Here is an 11,155-nt window from a genome sequence, read left to right on the forward strand (position 1 = left end):
ATTCCCGCTGCCCCTCCCCCTACAACTATGACCTGCCTTTTTTTCTCCATAAATGCATACTCCTATGTCCTTTTTATTTATCTTAACATCAGTTTACTCAAAAAACCTGCTGTTGATAAGTAGAGCGCGGTACCCCATATCACCCCAAAATAGAAAACCGGGAAAACAAACTGTCTTTCCGGTCTAATATGTACTTAATTCGGTTGTTACAGCTGGGCCGCAGGTTATAAATTACTTTTATACCACAAAAGAAAAAGCAATATACCAATAATTATAACTGTAGTGATAATCCTAGTACAGCGGTTTCCTTTTGTTAACTCCCCCAAGTCAGGTATCATTGAACGGTTTATTGAATCCGCAAAATTAATCATTGGCTTTTTCTTATATTCTTCTATTTTGCGTTTATCTTGTTCATCCATAATTTCACCTTCCCATTTGCAGTGGGTTTGTACACATTATACTAGTAAAAAAGTAGAACTCAAACCCTTTGACCCCGATAAGGTTATTGCAGCTGTAATCCCATCCTCATGGTAAATCGCTCATAATGAAAGACTCTAGCCGGGAAAAACAGTAGTAGGCTTGCAATTATATAATGAATGTAAGGTACATAATAGTTATGATAAACTTAATATAATGCATTATTTTATTAAACTTCTGGCAAGGTAGGTTTATAAATATGAATTTACCAACTGAAATTCAAATACTAAAACTTGTAATAACTAAACTAGAAGAACTGGATATACCCTATATGCTTTCCGGTTCAGTTGCCAGTAGCTTTTATGCCCAACCTCGCATGACCAGAGATATTGATATTGTAATTGAGCTTGCTGCTGAACAAATTCCTAAGATTACGGAAGAGTTTTCCGCGGATTTTTATATAGATGAAAATGATGTAAACAAGGCCGTTCAACTACAGAGCATGTTTAATATTATTCATTATGAGGCCGTAGTTAAAATTGATTTCATCGTCCGCAAAGACTCTCCTTACCGGCAGCTTGAGTTTGAGAGACGGGTCAAGAAAATGATTGCTGATTTTACATTGTGGGTAGTAAGTCCCGAGGATTTGATTGTTTCCAAGTTGTTTTGGGCCAGAGACAGCAAATCTGAACTGCAGCTAAATGATGTAAGCAGTATAGTAAAATACCAGGCCGAAAAACTTGATTGGGAATATATTGAGTATTGGGTTAAAGAACTAGGTTTAGGACAATTATGGGGGGAAATTGAGAAATGAACGATACTTGCTCAACGGTAGAAAACAAGTTATTTGAAATGATGCAGCAGAAGACTGAGAGCGAAAGATTTTTCATGGGTGCCTCTATGTTTGATATGGCGAGGTCGGTGACCCGAGCTGCGATTGAAGAAGATAAACCGGACATTTCCCCTGCTGAAGCCAGAGCTGCGTTCTTTCGTCGCTGGTATGGGGAAGACTTTGATACCAGTAATCGAGAAAAGATTTTAGAAGCAATGCGTCTTATTAACATTCCTTTCGAATAAATGACTAATAAACAAAGTTATGGCTATAAGACGCACGATAAATAAAGGAACCAAAATTATGGGAAATAATTTTAAAAAACTTTTAGGTATGGCATCAGGTATTTTACTGGGAGCTATATTGTACGGTGTTGGGGAATATTTAGTCACCAGTCATACTGATGTTGGTCATTTAATAAATAATAGTATTGCCTGTTTAATAGGCGGCTTAATCGGGTTTTTAATCGTTGCAACAACGCGGTCACGCTAAAATTTTAATATCAGTTGCCGTTGTCCAGCTTTGGTATTGGTATATGCAAAAGTCGCATGATTTCCTTTTCAGATTCGATAACCCGCTCAGCAACAAACCGCTCAAAAGACTGGTCATCTCTATGAGCCCTTTCAAGAAGTTCAATGTATTCATGCCTGAGCACCGGAGGAATTATAGCCAACAGGTATCCGTCCTGTATCAGGGCCGTGTTCATAATGAGTCTTGCAATTCTCCCATTTCCGTCTTTAAACGGATGGATAAAGACAAACCTTTTATGGAGTTGTGCCGCAAACGTTACCGGGTGAAACTGATTTCGTTCATTTCTAATCCATTGAAATAATTCATCCATTTCTGCCTGTATGCGTTTTGTTTCGGTCACAGGATATTGGGAACCGGTAATAAACACATCCATATCGCGGTATTTTCCTGCGTATTCCTTTTCTATACTCGCATAAAATAGTTGATGCATCATAAGAACATCTTTTTCCGTAATGGTTTTATTATTTAGCAGCGTGAACATGAAATCATAGGCTTGAGCGTGGCCGATTGCTTCGAAAGTATAACGCAAGGGTTTGCCTCCCACAGTCAAGCCATCCTCCAGCAAGACTTTGGTTTCACTTTCCGTAAGGGTATTCCCTTCAAGCGCATTTGATGACCAGGTGAGGCCAATACGATAGTAATTTCTGAGTTGTGTCAACATCTCTCCCTCGAACGGTCTGCGCTCATCTACGGCAACCTTATATAAATCAAGAACTCTGTATAGATCCATTTATTCACCCTTTTCATGGTACATTCCTCGTATAATAATATCATAAAATATTCCATTTTACATGGGTAAACCGCCACATTTTAGATCTTATGACTTGGAGCTGCTTTTGATCCTGTTCGTTTATTTTCACACCGTCAGCTAGTTTTTTAAAGCATTCACTATCACATTGAAATCAGCTGGGTCGCCATGGTCATCAATCCAGAATCCTACTACCTTATTTCCATCCATTATAAGATCTATGTTTTCTGCTATATTCTGTTTGTTATAAACACTATAGGTAATAAGCGTTACTTGTTTGCCCAAATAACTGGAGAAATCTAAACCATTTTGCTTGGATAATTCATTGCTCTTTCTTAATAATTCACCAATATCAATGCCGTTTTTTCAAAACTTCCCTGCTCAGGTGGCTTTAATAAGCTAGAATTATGAGATTTTGAGAAAAACTATGATTTAACGAGAAAGCCTAACTCTGGGCTGTCTGTTCTATTGAAAAAGCCCCGGATTTGATAGGGACAATGAACCTGTCCCCATGTCCCATATACAGACGAGGTCCCCGTTGAGCTAAAGCATTTGTACTTTATGCCGATATATAGAGTATCATCACTGAAGGAGGAGTTAAAATGCGTATTAATCCAAACATAGGCATGCAAAATGGTTTTTTAAACGTTTATCGTATTAATCAAGATTTAAACCAAAATAGTTATGCCTTGAAAAATAACCAACAACACGAAAGAAAAGATACTCTTTCTATCAGTCCGTTAGGAAAAACAAACAGTCTTATTGAATCTTTGATGAAACAAAAGCAAGATATTATTGAAAGAAAAAATGAGCTTATCGGCAACACCCTTGAAAAAGGGATAAATATGGACAGTATAAAATCACAGCTTGAATCTTACGAAGAACAGCTTAAAACCATTGATGAGCAGATTGCTCAAATAATGGCGGAGCAGGCAAAGCAGCAAGCGGAAAAACAAAAAGAAACCAAAGATGCTAAACCAAAAACCGAAGAGGAAACTGAAACTGAACGTTTGAATTCGATTATTAGTTTATCCTTAAATATAAAGCAAGCACAAGTGATATCCTCGGTAAAAACAAAGGTTGATGGAGATGCAAGGGTTTTGAAATCCGAAATTGAGCTTGATAAAGCACGTGCAGGTTCATCTCCTTCTGCAAAAGAGTTTATAGCTAATAAAGACACTCGTCTTACAGAGATGCAAAAACTCTCCGCAAACCTTACTGTACAAATTGGCGATAAATTAGTTGAAGTTAATGAAGAGATTAAGAAAAACGGTAATAATCAAACTGTTAAACTTGAAAAACCAAACACAACTGAAAACAGCGAATTAATTGTCGAAGCAAATCAATATAATCGCGTGTAAGTAGTTTGGCATAACAATAAATTTTTCGATAATTATATCCGGATAAAATCCTGATATTTCTTCAAATTTATCGGAACGCCACAGGGGTCGTTCCCTACACATTAATTCTACAATTACTGCGCATCATTAACATAAGACACACGCTAAAAAAGGAACAAACATCATTATGGAAATAAAAAACTTTAGGGATGATATCAGATATCTTATCACCTGGCTCCAATTTAGCCCGTTTTCATGGATAAGGATACTTTGCCCCGTTCCCGGTCGACTGACAGTACCTGTACTGTTACTACATCCCCTACGGCTACGACTTCCATGGGATGGCGGATGTAGCGGTCTGCCATCTGGGATATATGTACCAGGCCATCGTTTTTTATCCCTATATCTACGAAAGCACCAAAATCCACCACGTTTCTAACTGTTCCTGTCAGGAACATACCTGGGGTAATATCCTCGATACTCAGCACATCGGTGCGAAATACTACCGGAGGCAGGTCTTCGCGCGGGTCGCGGTGCGGTTTCAGGAGACATTCGATTACGTCTTTCACGGTTGGCTCCCCTGCTCCCAGGCTCTGAGCCAGGGTTGCGGGCTTCAGGGTGCCCAGTTTATTTGCCAGGGTAGGCGTTCCGATTTCTTCCAGGCTTGCCCCGGCTATTTCCAGGATTCCCAAGGCCAGTTGGTAGGATTCCGGGTGAATGGCAGTACTATCCAGGGGATTGTCCGCCTGGTATATGCGTAGGAATCCGGCTGCTTGCTGAAAGGTTTTGGGACCTAACTTCGAGACCTTCAGCAGTTCCTTGCGGTTTTTGAATTTGCCGTTCTGGTCACGAAACTCCACGATTTTGCCGGCTACTGTGGAAGAAAGACCGGACACATAGGTTAGAAGGGAAGCAGAAGCAGTGTTAAGTTCCACTCCTACCTGATTAACTGCCGACTCGACAACGGTGGTCAGGTTTTGGTCAAGTTCTTTTGGCGGCAGGTCGTGCTGATATTGCCCTACCCCAATCGCCCGGGGCTCAATCTTAACCAGTTCCGCCAGGGGGTCCTGCAAACGGCGGGCGATGGAAACTGCGCTGCGGTGGGCTACATCCAACTGTGGAAATTCCTGGGCTGCCAGCGGGGAAGCCGAGTAAACACTGGCTCCAGCTTCGCTGACTATAGTGTAAGGAATCTGCAACTGCCTATTCTTCATCATCTCTGCCACAAACTGCTCCGTTTCCCGCGAGGCCGTACCATTACCGATAGCAATGGCAGTTACACCATACTTTTTAATTTGCCGGGTCAGAATCTCCTCAGCCTCAGTAACTTTTTTTTGGGGAGGTGTAGGGTATACTACTCCCACCTCCAGCATTTTTCCGGTGTCATCAACTATAGTCCATTTACAGCCGGTACGGTAAGCCGGGTCCAAACCCAGAATGATTTGCCCCTTAACCGGTGGCTGTAGTAAAAGGCTGCGCAGGTTTTTGGCAAACACCGTTATGGCCTGTTCTTCAGCCTTTTCGCTCAATTCATTCCGCAAATCCCTTTCGATGGAGGGTTTGATCAGCCGACTATAGCTATCCTGAATTGCCTGAGTAAGGTATTCTGCAGTAACTCCCGGCTTAACGTAACGCCGACTCAAGTAATCCACTATTTTGTCAGTCTCCAGAAAAACCGATGCTTTTAGAATCTCTTCCCGTTCACCACGGTTTATAGCCAGTATTCGGTGAGGAGGTATCTTGTTTACAGCCTCCTGGTATTCATAATACATACGATACGGTGATTCCACGTTCTTATCTTTTGCCGCTACCACCAGCATTCCATGTTTGCGACTATACTCCCGAATCCACCCCCGGGCAGATGCGTCTTCGGATACTTGCTCAGCTACAATATCCATAGCCCCTTGCAGGGCAACTTCGATACTGATTACTTCATCCGAAAGGTAACGTCCGGCTTCCTCCTCGGGTTTTCCCTGTTGTGGGCAAGCAAGCAGGAATTCGGCCAGAGGTTGCAGTCCCCGGGCACGAGCGGTAGACGCCCGGGTTTTACGTTTGGGGCGAAAGGGCAGATAAATATCGTCTATTTCCACCAGCTTACCGGCCTGCCTTATCCGGGTCTCCAACTCCGCAGTGAGTTTACCCTGCTCTTCAATCAAACGGATTACTTCTTCTTTTCTATGTTCCAGGTTGCGGTGAAAATTTAGCCTTTCTTCGATTAAACGGATTTCGTTTTCGTCCAGGCCTCCAGTTGCTTCTTTGCGGTAACGGGCGATAAAGGGCACCGTATTCTTGTCATCCAGCAACTGCACTACCGCTCTTATTTGCCGAAGCGATATATGGGTTTCTTCTAGTATGCGATTAAATATCTGTTCCATAATATTTACTCCTTTTAAGTCGATAAAAAGCTATTTGGTTCAGAAATATATTCTATAAACCAAGGCAGTCTATTTATCTCGGTTCGCAGTTATTAAATCAATCCCTAAAATCCCTGAAATCCCTGAGATGATATCATCGTTTACATTCCTTTAATATAGCGTATATAGCCTGTTTCTCCAACTTCTAAATATAATTACCGCTTATTAACCGGTATAGTAAGCCAGAAGTTGTTTTCAGGTAAGTGATATTTTCACCTACCTTTACCTTCTAATATACAGGTTGATAGGGACAATGGACCTGTCCCCGTGTCCCACAAGGGAAATATTTGCTCCTGTCGAAATGATTATTAAAGGAATTTGTTTTAATAGGATTTTTGTGGAGGTAATAAAATGCCCTATGCTTTGGTCAATGGAATCAATATGTATTATGAGATAGAGGGAGAGGGTTTTCCCCTACTGGCCCTTCCTGGTATGGGTTCCAGCCTGGAAATCTGGTCACCGGAGTATCGTAATGCTTTAAAGGCCAAATATCGTTTACTGTTAATGGATTATCGCGGCATAGGACGAAGCGATGCCCCGAATATAGATTACAGTGTACCCATGCTGGCCCAGGATATAGCAGAACTAATGACAGCAGTGGGAATTGCTAGAGCAAACATTATGGGACTATCCCTGGGGGGGATGATTGCCCAGGAACTGGCTCTAACCTGGCCGGAGAAAGTGGATAAGTTGGTACTATGCGCTACCCATTGTGGAACTAAGCACTATATTCCTTTCCCTGACCGAAAAACTAAAGAAAAAAAAGAAGTCGAAGATGTCTACGCCGATTCCATAGTTGCTGGCATGTATCCCCGGGAATTTATTGAAAATAATCCCACCAAAATAGCAGACATTGTTACACGTGAAACATTTTTCCATATACCTCCGGAAATTTTCGAGCACCATTACCAGGCTGCCCGCTCCTTTGATAGCTATGAACGATTGGAACAGCTCAAGTGCCCCACTCTGATTCTTACCGGAGATCAAGACCTTATGGTTAACCCGAAAAACTCCAAACTGCTTGCCCAACTTATACCACAGAGCAAACTAGAAATTATCCCGGGAGGCGGTCACGGATTTTTAGAGCAGTATCCCGATGTGGTTTTAGGTTTAGTAATGAATTTTCTGGGATAGTTAAAGGAGCAGGTAATTTGCCTTATTAAAACGGGATATTACATTGAATATCCCGTTAATATTAGGCGAATTTAATAGCTCAATTTTTCGGTGGTTTTTTAAGCGACTATCTCTTCTTCCTTAAAGAAGAGGCCAATCTCGCGCATAGCGCTTTCTGGTGAATCCGAGCCATGAATTATGTTTTCATCTATGGTCAGGGCAAAATCACCGCGAATGGTTCCTGGTGCTGCATCCTGGGGATTGGTTGCTCCCATCATTGTGCGCACGGTCGGAATTACATTTTCCCCTTCCAAAACCATAGCCGCCACCGGACCGGAAGTAATGAAATTGACCAGATCAGCAAAAAAAGGTTTTCCTTTATGTTCGCTGTAATGTTTTTCAGCTAGTTCCGGGGTAATCTTCATTATTTTTAGCGCTACAATCTTAAGACCTTTTTTTTCAAATCGGCTAATAATTTCACCTACCAGGCCTTTTTCTACGCCATCAGGTTTTACCATGGCAAATGTACGATTCAATTTTATTTACCTCCTGTATATCTGTTTAATATATTCTTTGCTACGGTCTGATTCGTGTTCTGGATTGTCACTGATAAAAGATAATTTTGTACACAGTCTAATCCTCCCCTAAATTCTATCTTTATTACCTTAATATACCCATATTAAAAACTAATCAATCGGCATGATTATACTATCATTACAGGTCTTAGCACAGGTCATTCTCTGAATATCCAACTGGTACTTTTGCCCGGTCCCAGGGAAGTGCAGAGTTCGGATATGGATAATAGTGCCATCCGCCTTTTTATCATATTCACGTTTTACATTATGGTGGTTATAGAATCCTGGGCAAGATTGTAAACCCCGGAACAAAGTCTACACCGCAAATCAGCAAAAGGCTATTAGAAAAATCCAGAATTCTCGGCAGCAAATTCTAAGTCTTATTTATTGTAAAAAGCCTTTCGCTAATTGATGATATTCGCTTCACGGGAACTATGTATAATATTGTGGGTTAAGATTTTAGGTATATTGCCAAAAGCTATACAAGAAGCTTATTTTATTTAGACCATAAGGATTTTAATTTAATTGATAACCCTGCAAAATTCGGGTGTTCCACAACATCTTCATCCATACCGGACGCCACCAGTGCGTATACGCCATCATGCCAGGCAAAACATTCGAGGGTTTTTTCCTGCGGGTCAACCAGCCAATAATGTTTTACCTTAGCCCTCTGATATATTTGCATTTTTTGTAGCCGGTCTTTGCGGCGGCTGGAAGGTGACAAAATCTCAACTATCAGTTCAGGTGCCCCGTCAATCCGGGTATCTTTTACAATCAGCTGCTGTTCACCTGTTACATAAAATATATCTGGCTGGATTACATTGTAATCAAGCGGGGTTACATCCAAAGGTGCATTAAAGATTTCTCCTTCAGAATCAACTTCCCAAAAATAATCTTCCAGAATCCTTTGCAGCTTGCGGGAAGCTCGCTGGTGCATAACATTGGGTGATGGTTCTTTAATCAACATCCCATCTAGGATTTCAAAACGATAGCCTGGTTCTTCCGGTATATCCAGGTACTCCTGATAAGTGAGCTTCTTGACCGGTTTGGTTTCATACGGAGCGGTATTTTCCCGAAAGACGTCACCACGCAGGGCTTTGATTACATCATCCAGCTTATATCGGTATTGTCTGCTGCCCAGTTCAACACAGGGTATTTTATCCTCCCTGGTATATCTCCAAATCGTTTCCACAGAAAGATCCAGGGCCTCAGCCAGAGCCTGGGCTGTAATTAACTCCTTATTTACGTCCATAATATCACCCCCATCTCGATTATAATTAATTCACAAACTATTATCAACTGAAATCAACTAAAGTAGTCTATAGTCAAGATTTTTTAGGTATTATATTGAGAATTTTGGAGGTTGCTTTTCATTTTTATTATTTTGCCCTGGATTACTCAATATCCTTATGGGGCAACAAGTTGGCCCGGTTTATTGCTCCGGGGCCAAAGCGGTCCCTTATTTCATCCATGAGCCGGTCAATGCTTTTATAATCAGCGTTTAATTGGGGCTCGAACAGACTCCCCTGCTCCAAACTTGCAGCCGGCGACAAATGCCCCAGGGATAAGCCGAAAAGTCGCAGGGGTTGTTTGTTGTTATAGGATTGGTGTAATAATTCGCCGGCAATTTGGGTTATGATTATATCGGAATTGCAGGGAGTTATGGTCTTGCTGCGGGTGATGGTTTTAAAATTGCTATATCTTAGTTTAATGGTAATGCTGCCGGCTAAAAGCTCTTTCCGGCGTAATTTCCTGCACAACTCAGCGGCAAATTGAGCAATTAGTTTTTCTAAATAGGCGGTATTGTTAATATCCTCAGGGAAGGTTTCTTCCCGGCCCAGAGACTTCCTTTCATGTTCCGGTTCCACTACCCTGCTATCAATTCCATGAGCCAGTTCCCAGAACAAGCGTCCGGCTGAGCCGATTTTGTCTTCCAACCATTCCGGGGGCAAGTCTTGAATATCGCCAATAGTTTTTATCCCCAGTTTGTCCAGGCGCTGCCCTGTCTTCTGCCCTACCCCCCATATTCGAGATACCGGCAACGGTCGTAATAGTTCTAATGCTTCACTTTCTGTAATAATGCGTAAGCCATCTGGTTTGTCCATATCTGATGCCAGTTTGGCCAGGAATTTGTTATAGGAAATACCTACTGAAATGGTAAGCCCCAGTTCGGACTTAACCTGCTCCTTAATTAAGCAGCCGATTTTTTCCGGGCTGGCGTACAACCCGGAACAGCCGCTGATATCCAGGAAGGCTTCATCGATAGAAATAACCTCCATAATGGGAGAGTACCGACTTAGAATGGAAAATACCTGTTTTGATATTTCCAGGTAGCGTGGCATATTAACCGGAAGGAAAACTGCCTGGGGGCAAAGTCGGTAGGCTTGAGCAATGGGCATAGCTGAGCGGATACCGAACTTTCTGGCTTCATAGGAGCAAGTGGATACTACTCCACGGGAATGCATACTTCCTCCTACTACAACTGGTTTACCCCGCAGTGAGGGATTATCCAATTGTTCAACCGAAGCAAAAAAGGCATCCAAATCACCGTGTAGGATATTAGTAAGCTCTGCCATGGATTGCCCTCCGGAAAAGTAGATATATAGTCAATTATAGCAAATCATAGGGCTCTCCCCACCTAAATTCAATTATTGTTTTTTAAAAATCCCCTTGATAATAACCCATTTTAAATACTAGAAAACATTATAATAATGCATTTGCATCTTCGACTACCTGATTCCAAATTTCTACCATTGAAGGTAAATATACTACAATTGAAGAAATAAAGAGATGAGGCGGCAAACAAATGCAGACTTGTGGTCAAGCACTTGATAACTCGAGTGCCAAACCATCGAACTACTGGATGTAGCCAAAAGGCCGGTCTGACAATAAAATTCAAGAAACAAAAACAGGCAATACAACTGCCCCTCTGCCTGAATACAATGAAAAAGGAGCAGTATTTATGACAGGATTCAACGATGTGAAACTGGGTAGTCTGGATGGTGTGACCGTTATTGATTGTACCTGGGTACTGTCTGGACCTCATTGCAGCAAACTTCTGGCAGATATGGGGGCTACCGTGATCAAGATCGAACCCTATGGAGTGGGTGCTAACGAACGGCATTTAAACATTCAAAAAACGCATGACGGGGTCACGCAAAGCTCCTATTCCATCAATGTAAACC

The 11,155-nt window shown here is 41.8% G+C and carries 13 protein-coding genes; 6 read left to right on the top strand and 7 right to left on the bottom strand.

The window, feature by feature from the left end:
- Positions 1-224: 224 nt before the first annotated feature.
- On the bottom strand, positions 225-419 hold the full coding sequence (locus tag PHP87_RS08245; protein ID WP_299920271.1) for a hypothetical protein: 195 nt from the start codon (positions 417-419) through the stop codon (positions 225-227).
- Between the two features lie 257 nt (positions 420-676).
- On the opposite strand from PHP87_RS08245, the gene PHP87_RS08250 reads away from it, so the two are divergent.
- The 3 genes from PHP87_RS08250 to PHP87_RS08260 are packed head-to-tail and all read left to right on the top strand — an operon-like array spanning position 677 to position 1,741.
- A complete protein-coding gene (locus PHP87_RS08250) occupies positions 677-1,231 on the top strand; it encodes a nucleotidyl transferase AbiEii/AbiGii toxin family protein (protein ID WP_299920273.1) in 555 nt (184 codons plus the stop codon).
- Positions 1,228-1,494: a hypothetical protein gene (locus tag PHP87_RS08255; RefSeq protein WP_299920275.1), complete on the top strand. Its 267-nt coding sequence runs from the start codon at positions 1,228-1,230 to the stop codon at positions 1,492-1,494. Before PHP87_RS08250 ends, PHP87_RS08255 begins: the two co-directional genes overlap by 4 nt.
- 58 nt (positions 1,495-1,552) lie before the next feature.
- The gene (locus tag PHP87_RS08260; RefSeq protein WP_299920277.1) at positions 1,553-1,741 is read left to right on the top strand and encodes a hypothetical protein; all 189 of its coding nucleotides are present in this window, start codon (positions 1,553-1,555) and stop codon (positions 1,739-1,741) included.
- A gap of 10 nt (positions 1,742-1,751) precedes the next feature.
- Here PHP87_RS08260 and PHP87_RS08265 read toward each other — a convergent pair whose 3' ends face one another.
- Entirely contained in the window at positions 1,752-2,510 is a 759-nt protein-coding gene (locus PHP87_RS08265) for a Fic family protein (protein ID WP_299920278.1), read from the bottom strand.
- Between the two features lie 138 nt (positions 2,511-2,648).
- Entirely contained in the window at positions 2,649-2,885 is a 237-nt protein-coding gene (locus tag PHP87_RS11920) for a DUF4830 domain-containing protein (protein WP_366942907.1), read from the bottom strand.
- A gap of 245 nt (positions 2,886-3,130) precedes the next feature.
- On the opposite strand from PHP87_RS11920, the gene PHP87_RS08270 reads away from it, so the two are divergent.
- On the top strand, positions 3,131-3,889 hold the full coding sequence (locus tag PHP87_RS08270; RefSeq protein ID WP_299920279.1) for a hypothetical protein: 759 nt from the start codon (positions 3,131-3,133) through the stop codon (positions 3,887-3,889).
- A 221-nt stretch (positions 3,890-4,110) separates the two neighbouring features.
- Here the strand turns inward: PHP87_RS08270 and PHP87_RS08275 are convergent, their stop codons facing one another.
- Positions 4,111-6,243 (bottom strand): Tex family protein, encoded by a 2,133-nt coding sequence (locus tag PHP87_RS08275; RefSeq protein WP_299920280.1) that lies wholly within the window; start codon positions 6,241-6,243, stop codon positions 4,111-4,113.
- A 390-nt stretch (positions 6,244-6,633) separates the two neighbouring features.
- Here PHP87_RS08275 and PHP87_RS08280 point away from each other — a divergent pair, with 390 nt between their 5' ends.
- The gene (locus PHP87_RS08280; protein ID WP_299920281.1) at positions 6,634-7,416 is read left to right on the top strand and encodes an alpha/beta hydrolase; all 783 of its coding nucleotides are present in this window, start codon (positions 6,634-6,636) and stop codon (positions 7,414-7,416) included.
- Positions 7,417-7,514: 98 nt separating this feature from the next.
- Here the strand turns inward: PHP87_RS08280 and ndk are convergent, their stop codons facing one another.
- The 3 genes from ndk to dinB all read right to left on the bottom strand — a co-directional run bounded on the left by ndk (position 7,515) and on the right by dinB (position 10,546).
- Positions 7,515-7,931 (bottom strand): nucleoside-diphosphate kinase, encoded by a 417-nt coding sequence (gene ndk / locus PHP87_RS08285; protein WP_299920283.1) that lies wholly within the window; start codon positions 7,929-7,931, stop codon positions 7,515-7,517.
- A 535-nt stretch (positions 7,932-8,466) separates the two neighbouring features.
- Positions 8,467-9,222, bottom strand: a complete 756-nt coding sequence (locus tag PHP87_RS08290) for a Uma2 family endonuclease (RefSeq protein ID WP_299920285.1) — start codon at positions 9,220-9,222, stop codon at positions 8,467-8,469.
- 142 nt (positions 9,223-9,364) lie between these two features.
- Complete coding sequence (gene dinB / locus PHP87_RS08295; RefSeq protein WP_299920287.1) at positions 9,365-10,546, bottom strand: DNA polymerase IV; 1,182 nt, start codon at positions 10,544-10,546, stop codon at positions 9,365-9,367.
- A 386-nt stretch (positions 10,547-10,932) separates the two neighbouring features.
- Between dinB and PHP87_RS08300 the strand changes: the two genes are divergently transcribed.
- Positions 10,933-11,155: CoA transferase (locus tag PHP87_RS08300; protein WP_299920289.1), on the top strand; the 223-nt coding region annotated here is incomplete at its 3' end.

The organism is Syntrophomonas sp. (assembly GCF_028707975.1).
In the GTDB taxonomy this organism is placed as follows: Bacteria; Bacillota; Syntrophomonadia; order Syntrophomonadales; family Syntrophomonadaceae; genus Syntrophomonas.

Excerpts from the sequence above, each read along its gene's own strand:
- PHP87_RS08265 (WP_299920278.1), bottom strand. The coding sequence starts at position 2,510 with ATGGATCTATACAGAGTTCTTGATTTATATAAGGTTGCCGTAGATGAG.
- PHP87_RS08255 (WP_299920275.1), top strand. The coding sequence starts at position 1,228 with ATGAACGATACTTGCTCAACGGTAGAAAACAAGTTATTTGAAATGATG.
- PHP87_RS08270 (WP_299920279.1), top strand. The coding sequence starts at position 3,131 with ATGCGTATTAATCCAAACATAGGCATGCAAAATGGTTTTTTAAACGTT.
- PHP87_RS08260 (WP_299920277.1), top strand. The coding sequence starts at position 1,553 with ATGGGAAATAATTTTAAAAAACTTTTAGGTATGGCATCAGGTATTTTA.
- PHP87_RS08250 (WP_299920273.1), top strand. The coding sequence starts at position 677 with ATGAATTTACCAACTGAAATTCAAATACTAAAACTTGTAATAACTAAA.
- dinB (WP_299920287.1), bottom strand. The coding sequence starts at position 10,546 with ATGGCAGAGCTTACTAATATCCTACACGGTGATTTGGATGCCTTTTTT.
- PHP87_RS08290 (WP_299920285.1), bottom strand. The coding sequence starts at position 9,222 with ATGGACGTAAATAAGGAGTTAATTACAGCCCAGGCTCTGGCTGAGGCC.
- PHP87_RS08245 (WP_299920271.1), bottom strand. The coding sequence starts at position 419 with ATGGATGAACAAGATAAACGCAAAATAGAAGAATATAAGAAAAAGCCA.
- PHP87_RS08280 (WP_299920281.1), top strand. The coding sequence starts at position 6,634 with ATGCCCTATGCTTTGGTCAATGGAATCAATATGTATTATGAGATAGAG.
- PHP87_RS08275 (WP_299920280.1), bottom strand. The coding sequence starts at position 6,243 with ATGGAACAGATATTTAATCGCATACTAGAAGAAACCCATATATCGCTT.